Origin of the sequence: Dechloromonas sp. CZR5 (assembly GCF_008711155.1) — a bacterium.
Taxonomy (GTDB): Bacteria; Pseudomonadota; Gammaproteobacteria; order Burkholderiales; family Rhodocyclaceae; genus Azonexus.
On the sequence record NZ_VUYQ01000013.1, the window covers coordinates 1 to 19,172 of the forward strand.

Here is a 19,172-nt window from a genome sequence, read left to right on the forward strand (position 1 = left end):
TCGCGCCCAGCAAAAAGGTGTTAACCCCGCTCGCGCGTCTAATCGGTTCTGCGAACGAAAGATTCACAAACTCTGAGGCTGACGTTTGCTAACCGTGCGGTGGGGGAGGGTATGCTCAATTTCGTGCTCACGATTCGACTTGTCACAAATTCGAGTGGCGGTGGTGATGTAGTCGCTGCTCGCCATCCCGCGGTGATCATCAGATTGCGACACTTAAGTAAATTATTATCCATTTGTTAAGTTTTAATGTATTTACTAATTTTGTCGAGTAGATACAGTTAATGCAACTACTTCTCAATCTGCGATGAGGTATTCCATGAACAGGGCTTCCGCAACCAGCCGCTCGGCCACCAACCGGGTTGGCGACCCCAGTTGGCTGTTTCGCATCAGGCCGCGGGAGTGCCGTGGGGGGGCACGCCTGTTGTGCCACCAACAAGGCGAAAACCGGCTGCAGCGCGGGCTGGTTGTCCGCATGATGCAGGCAGATGACAAGAACCCGCTGCGAGGCTATCCATGTTTTTATCGCTCCGTCCATCCTCTTCGCTGACTTTGCCCGACTGGGCGAGGAGGTGCTCATGAGCGTCAATCCCTGCTTCGGCGGGCAAAGTTTCACCGACAGCACGCTGCGCAAGGTCGAGAAGGCCAGGAGGCATATCGACGCCAGCGGCCGCGACATACGGCTTGAGGTGGACGGCGGTATCAAGGTCGATAACATCCGCCGCGTGGCTAACCGGGTGCCGACACCTTCGTGGCCGGCAGCGCGATCTTCGGCTGGCCCGACTATAAGTCAATCATCGATGCATTGCGCGGCGAATTCGCCGCGGCCCGCGTCCAGGCCGCTTAAAGAGAAGGATGTGGCCGCTTTGCTGTACTTTACCCGCGCACGTTGGCCGTTTCTCGCTGACTCCGGACAGCAGGCCTCGATGGGCGCGCGGGCGTGACGGCCGAGGCGATCCTCGTGCTTGGTTTGCTTGCAGGCGCGCAGCACGCACTCGATGCTGATCATCTTGCAGCAGTGGCGGCGTTGGTGGCGCGCGAGTGCAATCTCGGCCGCGCACTTCGACATGGCGTCGCTTGGGGAATCGGTCATGCGGCTACCTTACTGGCTTTTGGCGGTGCGGTGCTGCTGCTCGGTGCCGCCATATCCGAGGCGACCGCACATAGCCTGGAAGCGCTGGTCGGCGTCATTCTGGTGGTACTCGGCGTCGATCTGCTGCGGCGCCTGGTGCGGGAGCGGGTGTATTCCCACGCGCACCTCCACGTTTGCGGCGCACGGCACCACCATGCCCATTCAGACGCAGGGGAAAGCGGTCCGCATGAGTCGGCGCGGCACGAGCATGCTGGCGGGCATTTCCCGCTGCGAGCCGTCGGGGTGGGGATGGTGCATGGCCTGGCCGGCTCTGCGGCGCTGGTAATGATTGCCCTCGAAGGAGTCGGCCCGCCCAAGTGGGGCTTCGCATACATACTCGTGTTTGGCGTGGGATCCATCCTGGGCATGGGATTGCTGTCGGTGGCCATCTCGCTGCCACTGCGGCTTTCCGCCGGAAGGCTCAGTCGCTTGCGCCGCTGCACGCAAGGAATCGTGGCGCTCGCCACCATCGGATATGGGGGGATTATTATAACCGAAAACATGGATCCAATGATAATAGGAACGTTTTTCAAGGAGATTGGAGTTTAGTATCCTTGGCTGGATGGCGATCGCGACTGACGGTTTGTGGTGGCCCGGTTGATCCCGCGGTAGTTGCGCAGGAATTTCAGAGACATATTCGCGGTCTAAGTTATCTGCAACGGCTCGCCAGGCGTTCCCCGTCCTGGTTAAAGGATAAGTGAAGCACCAAGGGGAGAAAATGACTAAGGAGGAGGCAACATGGATAGACGCATAACGACAATACTCGAGCGCTACCGCTCAGACAGAACCCGGCTGATCGACATGCTTTGGGATGTTCAGCATGAGTACGGGTACATTCCCGATGCGGTACTGCCGCAACTGGGGGCCGGGTTGAAGCTGTCCCCACTGGACATTCGCGAAACGGCGTCGTTCTACCACTTCTTCCCCGACAAGCCGTCGGGAAAGTATCGGATCTATTTGTGCAATTCCGTGATTGCCAAGATGAACGGCTATCAGGCGGTGCGTGAGGCGATCGAACACGAGACTGGGGTTCGCTTCGGCGAGACCGATCCGAACGGGATGTTTGGCCTGTTCGACACCCCCTGTATCGGACTCAGCGATCAGGAACCGGCGATGCTGATTGACCGGGTGGTATTCACCCGTCTGCGACCCGGAAAGATCACAGACATCATCGCGCAGTTGAAACAAGGGAGATCTCCGGCCGAGATCGCGAACCCGGCCGGTTTGCCCAGTCAGGACATCGCCTATGTCGATGCCATGGTCGAGTCCAACGTCCGCACCAAGGGGCCGGTATTCTTTCGCGGCAGGACGGACTTCAAGGCCGTGCTCGATCAATGCCTGCTGCTCAAGCCTGAACAGGTGATCGATACGATCGACGAATCCCGCCTGCGTGGACGCGGTGGCGCCGGATTTTCAACCGGGCTGAAGTGGCGGCTTTGCCGAGGTGTCGTGAGTGACACCAAGTATGTAATCTGCAACGCCGACGAAGGTGAGCCCGGCACGTTCAAGGATAGGGTCCTCCTGACACGCGCTCCCAAGAATGTTTTCGTCGGAATGGCTATCGCCGCGTACGCGATCGGCAGCCGGAAGGGTATCGTCTATCTGCGGGCGGAATACTTCTACCTCAAGGATTATCTGGAGCGACAGCTTCAGGAACTCCGGGAGGACGGGGTGCTGGGGCGTGCCATCGGTGGCCGGTCGGGCTTTGATTTCGATATCCGCATTCAAATGGGGGCCGGCGCTTATATCTGCGGCGACGAATCGGCGCTCATCGAGTCCTGCGAGGGGAAACGGGGTACGCCACGGCTGAAACCTCCCTTCCCGGTGCAGCAGGGGTATCTGGGCAAGCCCACCTGCGTCAACAACGTCGAGACCTTTGCCGCCGTGTCGCGGATCATGGAGGAAGGCGCCGATTGGTTCCGGGCGATGGGAACGCCGGACTCCGCCGGCACCCGGCTGCTGAGCGTGGCTGGCGATTGCAGCAAGCCTGGCATCTACGAGGTGGAATGGGGGGTCACCCTCAACGAAGTGCTGGCGATGGTCGGCGCGCAGCATGCGCGGGCCGTCCAGATCAGCGGTCCTTCCGGTGAATGTGTGTCAGTGGAAAAGGACGGCGAGCGCAAGCTCGCGTACGAAGATCTTTCCTGCAATGGCGCCTTCACCATTTTCAACGGCAAGCGCGACCTGCTGGAAATCGTGCGTGACCACATGCAGTTCTTCGTCGATGAGTCCTGCGGCATTTGTGTGCCATGTCGCGCCGGCAACGTTGATCTGCACCGGAAGGTCGAATGGGTTATCGCCGGCAAAGCCTGCCAGAAGGACCTGGACGATATGGTCCGTTGGGGAGCGCTGGTGCGGAGGACTAGTCGCTGTGGCCTTGGGGCCACCTCGCCCAAGCCCATCCTGACGACGCTGGAGAAGTTTCCCGAGATCTATCAGGACCAACTGGTGAAGCATGAAGGCCCGCTGCTACCGTCGTTCGACCTCGATGCCGCCTTGGGCGGGCATGAGAAGGCGCTGAAGGAACTGGAGGAGGTGAGAAGATGAGCATTCAAATCACGATCGACGGCAAGACGGTCACGACCGAGGAAGGACGATCGCTGGTGGACGTCGCCGCAGAGAACGGCGTTTACATCCCGACGCTGTGCTACCTGAAGGGCAAGCCCTGTCTCGGCACGTGCCGGGTGTGTTCGGTCAGGGTGAATGGCAATGTCGCTGCGGCATGTACGGTGCCGGTTTCGAAGGGTCTCAATGTCGAGGTCAATGACCCCGAATTGGTCGACATGCGCAAGGCGCTGGTCGAATTCCTGTTTGCGGAAGGCAACCACAACTGCCCGAGTTGCGAGAAAAGCGGCCGTTGCCAGTTGCAGGCGGTCGGCTACGAGGTGGACATGATGGTCTCGCGATTTCCGTACCGGTTCCCGGTCCGCGTGGTGGACCACGGATCCGAAAAGATCTGGCTCGAGCGCGATCGATGCATCTTCTGTCAGCGCTGTGTCGAGTTCATCCGCGACAAGGCCAGCGGCAGGAAGATCTTCAGCATCAGCCATCGCGGTCCCGAATCGCGCATCGAGATCGATGTCGAATTGGCGAACGCCATGCCGCCGGAGCAAGTCAAAGAGGCGGTTGCGATCTGCCCGGTGGGCACCATTCTCGAGAAACGGGTCGGTTATGACGATCCCATTGGACGACGCAAGTATGAAATCCAGTCGGTGCGCGCACGCGCGCTGGAAGGAGAAGACAAATGAGAGCACCCCACAAAGACGAGATTGCGTCGCACGAATTGCCTGCGACGCCGATGGATCCAGCGCTGGCCGCAAACCGTGAAGGCAAGATCAAGGTGGCCATGATCGGTCTGTGCGGCTGTTGGGGCTGTACCCTGTCCTTTCTCGACCTGGACGAGCGGCTCCTGCCGCTGCTGGAAAAGGTCACCATCCTGCGCTCGTCGCTGACCGATATCAAAAGAATCACCGAGCGCTGTGCGATCGGCTTCGTGGAAGGCGGCGTCGCGAACGAGGAGAACATCGAAACGCTGGAGCACTTCCGCGAAAACTGCGACATCCTGATTTCGGTCGGGGCGTGCGCGGTGTGGGGCGGTGTGCCGGCGATGCGCAACGTGGTCGAGCTGAAAGATTGTCTGGCAGAGGCTTATGTCAACTCGGCGACTGCCGTCCCGGGCGCCAAGGCCGTCGTTCCATTCCATCCCGATATCCCGAGGATCACCACCAAGGTCTACCCCTGTCATGAGGTGGTCAAGATGGATTATTTCATCCCGGGTTGTCCGCCGGATGGAGATGCCATCTTCAAGGTGCTGGACGATCTGGTGAATGGTCGGCCATTCGATTTACCGAGCTCGATCAATCGCTACGATTGATCAACGGAGGATTTGTTATGAGCAGAAAACTGGTTATTGACCCCGTGACCCGCATCGAGGGACACGGCAAGGTGACGGTGCTCCTGGATGACGACAACAAGGTCGTCGACGCCAAACTGCACGTCGTGGAGTTCCGGGGCTTCGAAAAGTTCGTTCAGGGCCATCCGTTTTGGGAGGCGCCGATGTTCCTGCAGCGCATCTGCGGCATCTGTTTCGTCAGTCATCACCTGTGCGGGGCCAAGGTGCTGGATGACATGGTCGGCGTCGGCTTGAAGTCGGGCATCAATGTCACCCCGACGGCGGAGAAAATGCGCCGGCTCGGCCACTTCGCGCAGATGCTCCAATCCCATACGACGGCCTACTTCTACCTGATCGTGCCGGAAATGCTGTTTGGCATGGACGCACCGCCCGAACAGCGCAACGTGCTCGGCCTGGTCGAGGCCAATCCCGAGTTGGTGAAGCGCGTCGTGATGCTGCGCAAGTGGGGACAGGAAGTCATCAAGGCGGTGTTCGGCAAGAAGATGCATGGCATCAATTCGGTACCGGGCGGCGTCAACAACAACTTGAGCATTGCCGAGCGCGACCGTTTCCTGAACGGGGAGGAAGGGCTTCCATCAATGGATCAGGTCATCGACTACGCTCAGGATGGCCTGCACCTGTTCTACGAATTCCATGAGAAACACCGGGCGCAGGTCGATCGTTTCGCGGACGTGCCCGCGCTCAGCATGTGCCTGGTCGGCGACGACGACAACGTGGACTACTACCACGGCAGGCTAAGGATTGTCGACGACAACAAGAACATCGTCCGCGAATTCGACTATCACGACTACCTGGATCATTTCTCCGAAGCGGTGGAGGAATGGAGCTACATGAAGTTCCCCTACCTCAAGGACCTGGGAAGGGAGGCGGGATCGGTGCGCGTCGGGCCGCTTGCCCGCCTGAACGTGACGAAATCGCTGCCGACGCCGCTCGCCCAGGAGGCGCTGGAACGCTTCCACGCCTACACCAAGAGGCGGGCGAACAACATGACGCTGCACACCAACTGGGCGCGGGCCATCGAGATCCTCCACGCCGCGGAGGTGATCAAGGAACTGCTGCATGACCCGGACCTGCAGAAGGATCAGCTGGTGTTGACACCGCCCCCCAACGCGTGGACAGGTGAGGGCATCGGCGTGGTCGAAGCGCCACGCGGCAGCTTGCTCCACCATTATCGTGCCGACGAGCAGGGAAACATCACCTTTGCCAACCTGGTCGTCTCCACCACCCAGAACAACCAGGTCATGAATCGCACGGTGCGCAGCGTCGCCGAGGACTACCTGGGCGGACAGGGCGAAATCACCGAGGGTATGATGAATGCCATTGAGGTGGGTATTCGCGCCTACGATCCATGCCTGAGTTGCGCGACACACGCACTGGGGCAGATGCCGCTGGTGGTCTCGGTCTTTGATGCGGCGGGGCACCTGATCGATGAACGCGCCCGCTGAGTTTCCCTACATGACCCTTGCCGATTTCGATGATCCGTCGACGCTGATCTACGGCATTGGCAACGTGGGCCGGCAGGACGACGGACTGGGCTGGGCTTTCATCGACCGGTTGGAAGCGGAGTCCCTCTGCTCGAAGGCGGAAACCCAGAGGCATTATCAGCTTCATCTCGAGGATGCCGACCTCATCAGCCGCAAGAGAAGGGTGTTGTTCATCGATGCCACGAAGGATGCGTCGGTGGCGTCATTCAGCCTGGAGCGCGCGGAACCGAGAATGGACTTTAGCTTTACGTCGCACGCGATCTCGATTCCGTCGATCATGGCGACCTGCCAGAGGTGCTTTGAGCACTTGCCGGAAGTCTATGTGCTGGCAATCCGGGGGTACGAGTGGGAACTCCGCATGGGGCTGACACCGCAGGCAGGGCATAACCTGGACGATGCGATCGCCCATCTATCGAAGCGGGCCGAGCGTCAATTTGTGTGAAATCAGTTAGAAGGAGAACGTGATGAAAGAGCAGGAAATCGACAGGATCGCCACGATGATTTATGAGGCCCCATTGGGCGAGTATATCGGGCGGGAGGGCGCTGGCATCCTAGCGGAGCATGTCGCTAGTGAACGCCGCCTCATGGGTGATGAGTTTCTCTACCGGAAAGGGGAGGAGGCACGCAGCTTCTATATCGTGACTGAGGGTCGTTTGGCCCTTGTCAGGGAGAGAAACAATGTGGGCAAGGAGATCATCGTGCACGTGCTTGAGAAAGGGGATCTGACCGGTGAGTTAAGTTTCATTGACCAGCTCCCGCATACGTTATCGGCTCGCGCGCTGGGCGAAGCAGCGGTTCTGTGCTTCGACGCGGACGACATCAAGCCGCTGATCACGGAGCATCCGACGCTCATCTTCAATTTCATGCGTGCCGTCATCAAGCGTGTCCACACCGTGGTTGCCACTGTGGGAGAACACGAGATGGAGTTGCGACAGTACATCGCGACGGGGGGGAGGGGACGGGGTTAGTCACTCTCCGGATCCAGCTGAAATGCAAGAAAGCATAGCCCTCAAGCGCCAGCGACGTGTGTCCCGTCGAGTGGGATCTCAGCGCGTGACCGACATGGCAGGAGCCGATCATGCATGAGATGTCGCTGGCCGAGGGTGTGCTGCAGATCGTCGAGGACGTGGCGCAGCGCGACGGTTTTTCCCGCGTAACGGCAGTACGGCTGGAGATCGGCCGGCTGTCCAGCATCGAGCCGGAAGCGCTGCGCTTCTGCTTCGAGGCGGTAGTGCGCGGTAGTGTGGCCGACGGCGCGCGGCTGGAGATCGTGGACACCCCGGGCGCCGGCTGGTGCCTGCACTGCAGCGAGACGGTGGCGATCGGAGCGCTGTACGATCCCTGCCCGCAGTGCGGCGGCTACCAGGTGCAGCCCACCGGCGGCACGGAAATGCGCGTCCTGGATCTGGAAGTGGCGTGACGGAACGCGGAAGTCACGCGGAATAGAATACGAGGAGATAGGATCATGTGCACCACCTGTGGCTGCGCCGCCGGCGAAACCCGCATCGAAGGCCAGGCGCTGGAGCATGCCGACGAGCATGTCCATGCCGACGGCACCGTCCATGCCCACGCCCATCATCATCACGGCGAGCACGATCACCATCACGACCACGGCCCTGCCTATCGCCCCGTGCGCGGCACCGACCACCTGCATTACGGTCACGGACCCGCCGGGGCCCATGTTCCCGGCATGAGCCAGGCGCGCATGGTGAAGATCGAGCAGGACATCCTGAGCAAGAACAATGCCTACGCGGCGCAGAACCGCCGCTGGTTCGACGAGCACGGCGTATTCGCGCTGAACTTCGTCTCCAGCCCCGGCTCCGGGAAGACCACTCTGCTGGTGCGCACCATCGAGGCGCTGAAGTCCACTTCCAGGCTGGCTGTCATCGAAGGCGACCAGCAGACTTCCTTCGATGCCGAGCGCATCCGCGCCACCGGCGTGCGGGCGCTGCAGATCAACACCGGCAAGGGCTGCCATCTGGATGCCCACATGGTGGGCCACGCGCTGGGGCAGTTGGGGCCGGAGGACGAGAGCGTGCTGCTGATCGAGAACGTGGGCAACCTGGTTTGCCCTTCGGCCTTCGACCTGGGCGAAGCCCACAAGGTGGTGATTCTTTCGGTCACCGAGGGGGAAGACAAGCCCCTCAAGTATCCGGACATGTTCCGCGCCGCCAGCCTGATGCTGCTCAACAAGTGCGACTTGCTGCCGCACCTGTCCTTCGACGTGGAGCGGGCCATCGAGTATGCGAAGCGGGTGAATCCGGGCCTGCTCGTGATCCGGACCTCGTCCGCCACCGGTGAAGGCTTCGACGCATGGCTGACGTGGATCGCCGATGGCCTGGCCGGCCAGTCCGCCAGGCGCAGCCAGAGCATGGAGCTGCTGCGTAGCCGCATCGCCGGGCTGGAAGCGCAACTGGCGGCGCTCAAGGCGTAGCGCCCATGCTGATGCCGCGCCGTCCTCTCAATTCGCGCATCGTCCCGCGCACCGTCCGCGTCCGCATCGGCGTGCGCGGCGTCGTGCAGGGCGTGGGCTTCCGGCCCTTCGTCTATCGCTTGGCGCGGGAGCTGGGCCTCGCCGGCTGGGTGCGCAACGACGGCGCTGGCGTGGACATCGAGGCCCAGGGTAGCGCCGCGGTTCTTGCCGAGCTGTGCGAGCGCCTGCGCCGGGACGCGCCGCCCTTGGCGCGGGTGGATGAGATCGGTGAGGAACGCTGCGCGGTGCAGGCCGACGCCGACGGCTTTGCCATCCTCGAGAGCAGCCGTTCCGATGCCGCCGTGCACACCGCCATCGGCCACGACACCGCCGTATGCCCCGACTGCCTGGCGGAGCTGTTCGACCCCGCGGACCGGCGCTACCGCTACGCCTTCATCAACTGCACCCAGTGCGGCCCGCGCTACACCCTGACGCGGGCGCTGCCCTACGATCGCGCCACCACCAGCATGGCGCTGTTCCCCCAGTGCCCGCCCTGTCTCGACGAGTACCGCGCACCCGAGCATCGCCGCTTCCACGCCGAGCCCAACGCCTGTCCGGACTGCGGCCCCAGCTTGGCGCTGCTCGATGCCAAGGGCATGCCGGTGGAGGACGTTGATCCGATCGCCGAGACGGTGGTGCGCCTGCGGCGCGGCGAGATCGTCGCTATCAAGGGCCTTGGGGGCTTCCATCTCGCCTGTGACGCGCGCAATGCCGACGCGGTGGCGCGGGTGCGCAGCCGCAAGCAGCGCGAGGAGAAGCCCTTTGCCGTCATGGTCGCCAATCTGGCGACGGCGGCGCAGTGGGGCGACATCGGCAGCGGCGAAGCGGCCCTGCTCACGGCGCCGGAGCGGCCCATCGTGCTGCTGCGCAAGGGCTGCGGCGTCGATGGGCGGTTCGCGGGCGTGGCGCCGGGACTGGCCTGGCTGGGCGTCATGCTGCCCTACACGCCGCTCCAGTATCTGCTGTTCCACGAGGCCGCCGGCCGCCCCGACGGGGTAGCCTGGCTGGCCCAGCAGCAGCCGCTGGTGCTGGTGATGACCAGCGCCAACCCCGGCGGCGAGCCCTTGGTTACCGGCAACGACAAGGCGCTGCAGCGCCTCGGCGGCATCGCCGACGCCTTCCTGCTCCACGATCGCGAGATCCTGGTGCGCTGTGATGATTCGGTGGTGAGGGGCGATAACGAATCCATTCCTCGCTATCAGTTCATTCGCCGCGCGCGGGGTTACACGCCGCGGGCCATCAAGCTGGCGCGCAGGGGCCCGTCGGTGCTGGCGCTGGGGGGCTACTTCAAGAACACGGTGTGCCTGACACGCGGCGACGAGGCCTTCGTCTCCCAGCATGTGGGCGATCTCGACAACGCCGCCACCTGTGAGGCCCTGATCGAGGCGGTGGCCCATCTGCAGCGGGTGCTGGAGATCCGGCCGCAGCTCGTCGCCCACGACCTGCATCCGGACTTCTTCAGCACGCGCCACGCAGCGGAGTTGGCGGCGCAATGGGGCGTGCCCGCCGTAGCCGTGCAGCACCATCATGCCCACATTGCGGCGGTACTGGCCGAGCACGGCGCGGACGAACCCGCCATCGGCCTGGCGCTGGACGGCGTCGGCCTGGGCGACGACGGGCAAGCGTGGGGCGGCGAACTGCTATACGTGGACGGCGCCCGCTGCCAACGCCTCGGTCATTTGCGCGAGCTGCCGCTGCCCGGCGGCGATCGCGCCGCGCGCGAGCCCTGGCGCATGGCCGCCGCCGCGCTGCATGCGATGGGCCGGGGCGAGGAGATCGAAGCGCGCTTCCCGCAGCAGCCGGGGGCACCGATGGTGAACCGCATGCTGGCCCAGCGGCTCAACGCGCCCCTCACCTCCAGCATGGGCCGCTGGTTCGACGCCGCCGCCGGCCTGCTGGGCGCGCGGGAAATCATGGCCTACGAGGGGCAGGCGGCGATGCTGCTGGAAGGGCTGGCCGAGGGCTTTGGCGACGCGCTGGCGCTGCACGATGCCTGGCGCATCGATGCGGGCAACACCCTGGACCTGCTGCCGCTGCTCGATGCGCTGTCCGCCAAAACGAATGCCGCGCGCGGCGCGGCACAGTTCCACGCCACCCTGGTGGCGGCGCTGGAGGCCTGGACCGTCACGGCCGTCCAGGACGCCGGCGTGCGTACGGTCGTATTCGGCGGCGGCTGTTTCCTTAACCACATCATCGCCCGCAACCTGCGCCGGCGCCTGGCTGCGCGGGGACTGACCGTGCTGACAGCGCGCCAGCTACCGCCCAATGACGGAGGCATTGCCCTCGGTCAGGTCTGGGTGGCGCTGCAGCGGGCGTCAAACTAACGAGAGGGTAGAACTATGTGCCTGGCCATACCTGCACGCATTGCGGAAAAACTCGACAACGACATGGCCCTCATCGACCTGGGCGGCGTGCGCAAGGATATCTCGCTGTCGCTGGTCGATGACGTGGCGGTGGGCGACTACGTCATCGTCCATGTCGGCTATGCGCTGACCAAGCTCGACCCAGATGAGGCGGAGCGCACCCTGAAGCTTTTCGCCGAGATGGGCGCCCTGCAGACGGAGGATCAGCCGTGAAATACGTAGACGAATTCCGCGATGGAGAGGTGGCCCGCACCTTGGCGGCGAAGATCGCCCGCGCAGCCGACACGGGGCGCAGCTACAGCTTCATGGAGTTCTGCGGCGGCCACACCCACGCCATCTCGCGCTATGGCGTCACCGATCTGCTGCCCGCCAACGTGCGCATGATCCACGGCCCCGGCTGTCCGGTGTGCGTGCTGCCCATCGGCCGCATCGACCTGGCCATCAAGCTGGCGCTAGAGCGCGGCGTGATCCTCTGCTCCTACGGCGACACGCTGCGCATCCCGGCATCGGAGGGCCTTTCGTTGCTCAAGGCCAAGGCGCGCGGGGCGGACATCCGCATGGTTTACTCCGCCGCCGATGCGCTGACCATCGCCCAGCAGAATCCGCAACGCGAAGTGGTGTTCTTCGCCATCGGCTTCGAGACCACCACGCCGCCCACGGCGCTGGTGATCAAGCAGGCGGAGGCGCTGCGCGTCACCAACTTCAGCGTGCTGTGCAACCACGTGCTGACACCCTCGGCCATCATCACCATCCTGGAATCGCCAGAGGTGCGCGCGCTGGGCACCGTGCCGCTGGACGGCTTCGTCGGCCCGGCCCATGTCAGCACCGTCATCGGCAGCCGGCCCTACGAATTCTTTGCCGAGGAATACCGCAAGCCGGTGGTGATCGCCGGCTTCGAGCCGCTCGACGTGATGCAGGCCATCCTCATGCTGGTGAACCAGGTCAACGAGGGCCGCACCGAGGTGGAGAACGAATTCACCCGCGCCGTGACCCGCGACGGCAACCAGAAGGCCCAGACGCTGGTGTCGGAAATGTTCGACCTGCGCAGCTCCTTCGAATGGCGCGGCCTGGGCGAGGTGCCCTACAGCGCCCTGCGCATCCGCGCCCGCTACCGCCTGTTCGATGCCGAGCATCGCTTCGAGCTGGCCTACCGCACGGTGCCGGACAACAAGGCCTGCGAATGCGGCGCCATCCTGCGCGGGGTAAAGAAGCCCACCGACTGCAAGCTCTTCGCCACGGTGTGCACGCCGGAGAATCCGATGGGCTCCTGCATGGTGTCGAGCGAAGGGGCGTGTGCCGCGCATTACAGCTACGGGCGGTTCAAGGATATCAAAGTGGTGGCGGCATGAGCGAAGTGAAGAAGGGCTACATCCGGCCGCTGGATTTCAAGCACGGCCGCATCGACATGAGCCACGGCAGCGGCGGACGGGCCATGGCGCAACTGATCGACGAACTGTTCCTGCGCGCCTTCGACAACGAGTGGCTGCGGCAGTTGAACGACCAGGCCTGCTTCGCCGTCACCACCGGGCGCATGGTGATGGCCACCGATGCCCATGTGGTGTCGCCGCTGTTCTTCCCCGGCGGCGACATCGGCTGCCTGTCGGTGCATGGCACGATCAATGATGTGGCGATGGCCGGCGCGCGGCCGCTCTACCTCTCCGCCAGCTTCGTCATCGAGGAGGGATTTCCCCTGGCGGACCTGCGGCGCATCGTGGACTCCATGGCATTGGCTTCGCAGGAGGCGCGGGTGCCCATCATCACCGGCGATACCAAGGTGGTGGAGCAGGGCAAGGGCGACGGTGTTTTCATCACCACCACCAGCGTCGGCGTGGTGCCCGAGGGCGTGAACATCAGCGGCGAGCGGGCGCGGCCGGGCGACCGCATCATCGTCTCCGGCACCATCGGCGACCACGGCATGGCCATCATGTCGCAGCGGGAGAACCTGCGCTTCGACACCGAGATCGTCTCCGACACGGCGGCCCTGCACGGGCTGGTGGCGGCGATGGTGATGGCGGTGCCGGACATCCACGTGCTGCGCGATCCCACCCGCGGCGGCGTCGCCACCACGCTGAACGAGATCGCCAGGCAGGCCGGCGTGGGCATGATGCTGGACGAGGCGGCGATTCCCGTGAATTCGCAGGTGGCGGCCGCCTGCGAATTCCTCGGCCTCGATCCGCTGTACGTGGCCAACGAAGGCAAGCTCATCGCCGTCTGCGCGCCGGGCGATGCGGAGCGGCTGCTGGAAGTGATGCGCGCTCATCCCCTGGGTATCCGCGCCGCCGTCATCGGCGAAGTCCATGAGGATCCCCATCATTTCGTGCAGATGAAGACCGGTTTCGGTGGGCGGCGCATCGTCGATTGGCTCTCGGGGGAACAACTGCCCAGGATTTGCTAGCTTCCTTGTGTACGACTTCCGGCGGGCAACGCGAGTTCGTTCCGGTGTTGGCGCGGGCCGCTGTGGCCGTCGGCATTTCCGGCCTGTTCATGGAAACCCACCCCTGCCCTGAAAAGGCCTGGTCGGATGGTCCGAACAGCTGGCCGCTGGACCGCATGGAAAACCTCCTGGCCAGCTTGGTGGCGCTCGACAAGGCGGTCAAGGCCAGCGGTTTCGAAGAGTTGAAGTAAATCGAAGCCCGATTTAAAAAGCCATAATTAACTTTAAGTTTTCTATTTAACATTCTGACAAGAAGGAATAATCATGAGTTCAATCGTTGATGTTGTAGCCCGTGAAATTCTTGATTCCCGGGGCAATCCCACGGTCGAAGCCGATGTCCTGCTGGAGTCCGGCGTCATGGGGCGGGCGGCTGTTCCTTCGGGCGCCTCCACTGGCTCCCGCGAGGCCATCGAGTTGCGTGATGGTGATGCCAGCCGTTACCTCGGCAAGGGCGTGCTGCAGGCTGTCGAGAACATCAATACCGAGATTTCCGAAGCCATCATCGGTCTCGATGCCCAAGAGCAGGCCTTCATCGACCAGACCATGATCGATCTCGACGGCACCGAGAACAAATCCCGCCTCGGCGCCAATGCCATCCTGGCTGTCTCCATGGCCGTCGCCAAGGCGGCTGCCGAAGAATCCGGCCTGCCGCTCTACCGCTACTTCGGCGGCATGGGCCCGATGCAGATGCCGGTGCCGATGATGAACATCATCAACGGCGGCGAGCACGCCAATAACAGCCTGGACATCCAGGAATTCATGGTGATGCCGGTCGGCGCTGCCAATTTCCGCGAAGCCCTGCGTTGCGGCGCTGAAATCTTCCATGCGCTGAAGAAGCTGCTCAACAAGAAGGGCCACTCGACCGCCGTCGGCGACGAAGGCGGCTTTGCCCCCAACCTCGGCAGCCACGCCGAAGCCCTCCGGGTCATCATGGAAGCCATTGAAATGGCCGGTTACGTGCCGGGTCAGGATGTGCTGCTGGCGCTCGACTGCGCCGCTTCCGAGTTCTACAAGGACGGCAAGTACCGCCTGGCTGGTGAAGGTCTGGAACTGACCTCGGCCCAGTTCGTCGATTACCTGGCCAACCTGGCCGACCAGTTCCCGATCGTCTCGATCGAGGACGGCATGTCCGAAGCCGACTGGGATGGCTGGAAGCTGCTCACCGACCGCCTCGGCGACAAGGTCCAGATCGTCGGCGACGACGTCTTCGTCACCAACACCAAGATCTTCAAGGATGGCATCAAGAAGGGCATAGCCAATTCGATCCTGATCAAGATCAACCAGATCGGTACCCTGTCCGAAACATTCGCCGCCGTCGAAATGGCCAAGCGCGCCGGCTACACCGCCGTGATCTCGCATCGTTCCGGCGAGACCGAAGACAGCACCATCGCCGACATCGCCGTCGGCCTCAATGCCGGCCAGATCAAGACCGGTTCGCTGTCGCGTTCCGACCGTATCGCCAAGTACAACCAGCTCATTCGCATCGAGCAATATCTGGGTGATACCGCGTCCTATCCGGGCCGCGAAACCTTCTACAACCTGCGCTAAGCACAGTCGATGCGCTGGTTGACGGTCGGCCTCATCGCCATCATCGCCCTGGTGCGATACCCGTTGTGGCTGGGTAAAGGCGACTGGCTGAAGTCCATGGCGCAGGCTTCGCAGGAGGCGCGGGTGCGCGATCCTACCCGCGGCAGCGTGGCCACCACGCTGAACGAGATCGCCAGGCAGGCCGGCGTGGGCATGCTGCTGGACGAGGCGGCGATTTCGGTGAATCCGCAGGTGGCGGCCGCCTGCGAGTTCCTCGGCCTGGATCCACTCTACGTCGCCAACGAAGGCAAACTCGTTGCTATCTGCGGGCCGGACGATGCAGATCGATTGCTGGAAGTGATGCGTGCCCATCCCCTGGGTACCCGCGCCGCCGTCATCGATGAAGTCCATGAGGATCCCCATCACTTCGTGCAAATGAAGACCGGCTTCGGCGGACGGCGCATCGTCGATTGGCTCTCCGGCGAGCAACTTCCCAGGATCTGCTAGATGCGAATACTTTTCCTCACCCACAGCTTCAACAGCCTCACCCAGCGCCTCTACGTGGAGCTCACAGGGCGCGGGCATGAGGTCTCCATCGAGTTCGACATCGCCGACAGCGTGGCGGAGGAGGCCGTGGCGCTGTTCCGGCCGGACCTCATCGTGGCCCCCTATCTGCGCCGGGCGATACCCGAATCCATCTGGCGCAAGCACGTCTGTCTGGTGGTGCATCCGGGCATTGTTGGCGATCGCGGGCCTTCGGCGCTGGACTGGGCGATCCAGGAAGGCGAAGGCGAGTGGGGTGTCACGGTGCTGCAGGCCAACGGCGAGATGGATGCCGGCGACATCTGGGCCGCTGAAACTTTTCCCATGCGCCTGGCGAAGAAGGGCAGCCTCTACCGCAACGAGGTGACGACGGCGGCGACCCGCGCCGTGCTGGCGGCGGTCGGGCGCTACGCCGACTACCGTTCCGGCACATTCCGCCCGCGCCCGCTGGACTGCGCGAATCCAGGCGCGCGCGGCCGGCTGCGCCCGCTCATGAGGCAGGAAGACCGCCGCATCGACTGGCAGTGCGACAGCACCGAGCAGGTGCTGCGCAAGCTCCACGCGGCGGACGGCTTTCCCGGCGTGTGCGACGAACTGTTCGGCGTGCCCTGCCATCTCTTCGACGCCCATGTGGAGCACCGCCTGCGCGGCGCGCCGGGTGCGCTGCTGGGGCGGCGTGACGGCGCCGTCCTGCGCGCCACGGTGGACGGCGCGGTGTGGCTCGGCCATGTGAAGCGCGCCGACCGTGACGATGCGCTGAAACTGCCCGCCGCCCTGGCCTTTGCTGACGAAACCAAGGATCTTCCAGAGTCTGCCGTACCCCTGTGGCGCGAGGACGAGGACGACTGGAGCCCGCTGCGCTACCACGAGGCCAACGGTGTCGGCTATCTGCACGTCGATTTCTACAACGGCGCCATGGGTACGGCGCAGTGCCAGCACCTGCTCGAAGCCTACGAATTCGCGCGCAGCCGGCCCACGAAGGTCATCGTGCTCCTGGGCGGCGCGGACTTCTGGTCCAACGGCATCCACCTCAATCTCATCGAGGCGGCGGACAGCGCCGCGGACGAGTCCTGGCGCAACATCAACGCCATCGACGATGTGGCCCGGGCGGTCATCGAGACCGGCAGCCAGCTCACCGTCGCCGCGCTGCGCGGCAATGCCGGCGCCGGCGGCGCCTTCCTGGCGCTGGCGGCAGACGAGGTGTGGGCGCGCGAGGCGGTGATCCTCAATCCGCACTACAAGAACATGGGCAACCTCTACGGTTCCGAGTACTGGACCTATCTGCTGCCCAAACGCGTGGGCATGGAGCGCGCCCGGGCCATCGTGCAGAATCGCCTGCCTTTGGGCGCCGCCGAGGCGGTCCGCGAGGGCGTGGTGGACGCCTGTCTGTCCGGCGACGTGTCAGCCTTCACGGCGCAGGTGGTGACCCGCGCCGAGGCGCTGGCCGCGGCGCCGGACCTGGCGCAGCGTCTTGAGGACAAGCGCGCCCGGCGCGAGCGCGACGAGGCTGCCAAGCCGCTGGCCGCCTACCGCGAGGAGGAGCTGGCCCACATGCGGCGCAACTTCTACGGCTTCGATCCCAGTTACCACGTCGCGCGCTGTCATTTCGTGCGGAGGACACCGCATTCGTGGACGCCTCGGCATCTGGCCGTGCACCGGGAGCTCGACTGGGGAGAGCAACCGCCGGGCCGCCCCAAGACCGTTACTCACCCCCTCGGGGGGTTGCCGCGCAGCGGCGGGGGCACATGCAAGGCTGCTGTGAAGGGCGTGACGCCATGAGGAAAAAAAACAGGTTGCCCACCGTGCTGGTGGTGGATGACGAGGTGCGATCCCAGGAGGCCCTGCGCCGCGCGCTAGAAGAGGAATTCGAGGTCCTCACCGCCTCCAGCGCCGAGGAGGCGCGGAGAATCATGGAGCGCGACTTCGTGCAGCTCCTGCTCTGCGACCAGCGCATGCCCGGCATGTCCGGCGTGGAGTTCCTCAAGCAGGTGCGCAGCCAGTGGCCGGACGTGGTACGGATGATCATCTCCGGCTACACGGATTCGGAAGATGTCATCGCCGGCTTCAATGAAGCCGGCATCTACCAGTACATCCTCAAGCCCTGGCAGCCGGAGCTGCTGCTGCTCACGCTGCGCAACGCCGCCGAGCTGTACCGCCTGCAGAGCGAGAACCAGCGCCTGGTGCTGGAGCTGCGCACCAGCGAGCCGGTGCTGAAGAAGCGCGTCGAGGCGAAGCGCGATACGGCCAGGAAGCGCTTCGCCATCGCCGAGCTGGTGCGGGCGCCGGACTCACCCATGAACAAGGTGTGCGAGCTCATCGCCCGCGTCGCACCCCACGGCATCTCGGTGCTGCTGATCGGCGAATCCGGCACCGGCAATGAACTCCTGGCCCGCGCCATCCATTACGCCAGCAGCCGCTCGGAGAGGCAGTTCGTGGTGGAAAACTGCGGCGCCGTGCCCGACCAGCTGCTGGAAAGCGAGCTGTTCGGCCACAAGCGCGGCTCCTTCACCGGCGCCTATGAGGACCGCATCGGCCTGTTCCAGCAGGCCGACGGCGGCACCATCTTCCTCGACGAGATCGGCGAGACCTCACCGGCGTTTCAGGTCAAGCTGCTGCGCGCCCTGCAGGAAGGCGAGATCCGTCCGGTGGGCAGTTCCAAGTCGCTGTCGGTGGATGTGCGCGTCATCGCCGCCACCAACCGCGACCTGGAGCAGGAGGTCCGCGAAGGCCGCTTCCGCGAGGATCTGTACTATCGCCTGGCCACCGTGACCCTGCAGGTGCCGGCGCTGCGCGAGCGGCCCATGGACATTCCGCGCATCGCCACCAAGTTTCTCCACGGCGCGAGCGGCGCATTCGGTTTCGAAGGTGCTTCGTTCAGCGCGGAAGTGATTGAATGCCTCAAAGCCTACCGCTGGCCCGGCAACGTGCGCGACCTGCAGAACGAGATCCTGCGCATGCTGGCCCTTTCCGACGGTCCGCGCCTTTCGGCGGAGCACCTCAACCCCCGCGTGCTGCGCGCTGCCGCCGAGGAAGAGGAGCAGGAGCTGCACCTGCTGGCGGGCCTCGACGGCAGCCTCAAGGACCGGCTCGAGGCGCTGGAGGCGCGGCTGGTGAAGGAGACCCTGATCCGTCACCGCTGGAACAAGACCCGCGCCGCCCAGGAGCTGGGCCTGTCGCGCGTCGGCCTGCGCTCCAAGCTGTCGCGCTACGGACTGGAGACGGCATGATGCAACTTTTTCACGCCTGCCGGGCGCATGCCGCGCAAGCCTTACTCGCCACGCCTGAGTTCGCCCACCATTGGGCCGA

At 63.9% G+C, this 19,172-nt stretch carries 17 protein-coding genes and 2 pseudogenes; all 19 read left to right on the plus strand.

The window, feature by feature from the left end; genetic code table 11:
* Window positions 1-575 precede the first annotated feature (575 nt).
* Window positions 576-941, plus strand: coding sequence for a hypothetical protein (locus F1002_RS19745; protein WP_370452207.1), 366 nt, complete (start codon window positions 576-578; stop codon window positions 939-941).
* Complete coding sequence (locus tag F1002_RS19750; RefSeq protein WP_150430766.1) at window positions 938-1,678, plus strand: urease accessory protein; 741 nt, start codon at window positions 938-940, stop codon at window positions 1,676-1,678. Before F1002_RS19745 ends, F1002_RS19750 begins: the two co-directional genes overlap by 4 nt.
* Window positions 1,679-1,867: 189 nt before the next feature.
* Window positions 1,868-3,676, plus strand: a complete 1,809-nt coding sequence (locus tag F1002_RS19755) for an NAD(P)H-dependent oxidoreductase subunit E (protein WP_150430767.1) — start codon at window positions 1,868-1,870, stop codon at window positions 3,674-3,676.
* A complete protein-coding gene (gene hoxU, locus F1002_RS19760; protein WP_150430768.1) occupies window positions 3,673-4,377 on the plus strand; it encodes a bidirectional NAD-reducing hydrogenase diaphorase subunit HoxU in 705 nt (234 codons plus the stop codon). The genes F1002_RS19755 and hoxU overlap by 4 nt, the downstream gene beginning before the upstream one ends.
* Window positions 4,374-5,003: an NADP oxidoreductase gene (locus F1002_RS19765; protein ID WP_191090484.1), complete on the plus strand. Its 630-nt coding sequence runs from the start codon at window positions 4,374-4,376 to the stop codon at window positions 5,001-5,003. The genes hoxU and F1002_RS19765 overlap by 4 nt, the downstream gene beginning before the upstream one ends.
* Window positions 5,004-5,020: 17 nt before the next feature.
* Window positions 5,021-6,487, plus strand: a complete 1,467-nt coding sequence (locus F1002_RS19770) for a Ni/Fe hydrogenase subunit alpha (RefSeq protein WP_150430769.1) — start codon at window positions 5,021-5,023, stop codon at window positions 6,485-6,487.
* A 10-nt stretch (window positions 6,488-6,497) separates the two neighbouring features.
* Window positions 6,498-6,968, plus strand: coding sequence for a hydrogenase maturation protease (locus tag F1002_RS19775; RefSeq protein WP_191090485.1), 471 nt, complete (start codon window positions 6,498-6,500; stop codon window positions 6,966-6,968).
* Window positions 6,969-6,990: 22 nt separating this feature from the next.
* Window positions 6,991-7,494, plus strand: a complete 504-nt coding sequence (locus tag F1002_RS19780) for a Crp/Fnr family transcriptional regulator (RefSeq protein ID WP_150430771.1) — start codon at window positions 6,991-6,993, stop codon at window positions 7,492-7,494.
* A gap of 110 nt (window positions 7,495-7,604) precedes the next feature.
* The gene (gene hypA / locus F1002_RS19785) at window positions 7,605-7,946 is read left to right on the plus strand and encodes a hydrogenase maturation nickel metallochaperone HypA (protein WP_150430772.1); all 342 of its coding nucleotides are present in this window, start codon (window positions 7,605-7,607) and stop codon (window positions 7,944-7,946) included.
* 45 nt (window positions 7,947-7,991) lie between these two features.
* A complete protein-coding gene (gene hypB / locus F1002_RS19790) occupies window positions 7,992-8,960 on the plus strand; it encodes a hydrogenase nickel incorporation protein HypB (RefSeq protein WP_150430773.1) in 969 nt (322 codons plus the stop codon).
* A gap of 5 nt (window positions 8,961-8,965) precedes the next feature.
* The gene (hypF, locus tag F1002_RS19795; RefSeq protein ID WP_150430774.1) at window positions 8,966-11,323 is read left to right on the plus strand and encodes a carbamoyltransferase HypF; all 2,358 of its coding nucleotides are present in this window, start codon (window positions 8,966-8,968) and stop codon (window positions 11,321-11,323) included.
* A 15-nt stretch (window positions 11,324-11,338) separates the two neighbouring features.
* A complete protein-coding gene (locus F1002_RS19800) occupies window positions 11,339-11,575 on the plus strand; it encodes a HypC/HybG/HupF family hydrogenase formation chaperone (protein ID WP_150430775.1) in 237 nt (78 codons plus the stop codon).
* Window positions 11,572-12,711 carry a hydrogenase formation protein HypD gene (gene hypD, locus F1002_RS19805; RefSeq protein ID WP_150430776.1) on the plus strand — a complete coding sequence of 380 codons (1,140 nt, stop codon included), beginning with the start codon at window positions 11,572-11,574 and terminating at the stop codon, window positions 12,709-12,711. Before F1002_RS19800 ends, hypD begins: the two co-directional genes overlap by 4 nt.
* Window positions 12,708-13,757, plus strand: a complete 1,050-nt coding sequence (gene hypE, locus F1002_RS19810) for a hydrogenase expression/formation protein HypE (protein WP_150430777.1) — start codon at window positions 12,708-12,710, stop codon at window positions 13,755-13,757. The genes hypD and hypE overlap by 4 nt, the downstream gene beginning before the upstream one ends.
* An 11-nt stretch (window positions 13,758-13,768) precedes the next feature.
* Window positions 13,769-13,987, plus strand: a pseudogene (locus F1002_RS19815) (3-deoxy-8-phosphooctulonate synthase); the annotation flags it as partial.
* A gap of 73 nt (window positions 13,988-14,060) precedes the next feature.
* Window positions 14,061-15,344 (plus strand): phosphopyruvate hydratase, encoded by a 1,284-nt coding sequence (eno, locus tag F1002_RS19820; protein WP_150430778.1) that lies wholly within the window; start codon window positions 14,061-14,063, stop codon window positions 15,342-15,344.
* A 123-nt stretch (window positions 15,345-15,467) separates the two neighbouring features.
* Window positions 15,468-15,830, plus strand: a pseudogene (locus tag F1002_RS19825) (AIR synthase-related protein); the annotation flags it as partial.
* Window positions 15,831-17,645 carry a hydrogenase maturation protein gene (locus F1002_RS19830; protein ID WP_223879700.1) on the plus strand — a complete coding sequence of 605 codons (1,815 nt, stop codon included), beginning with the start codon at window positions 15,831-15,833 and terminating at the stop codon, window positions 17,643-17,645.
* 23 nt (window positions 17,646-17,668) lie between these two features.
* Window positions 17,669-19,093 (plus strand): sigma-54 dependent transcriptional regulator, encoded by a 1,425-nt coding sequence (locus F1002_RS19835; protein WP_223879705.1) that lies wholly within the window; start codon window positions 17,669-17,671, stop codon window positions 19,091-19,093.
* The last annotated feature ends 79 nt before the right edge of the window (window positions 19,094-19,172 follow it).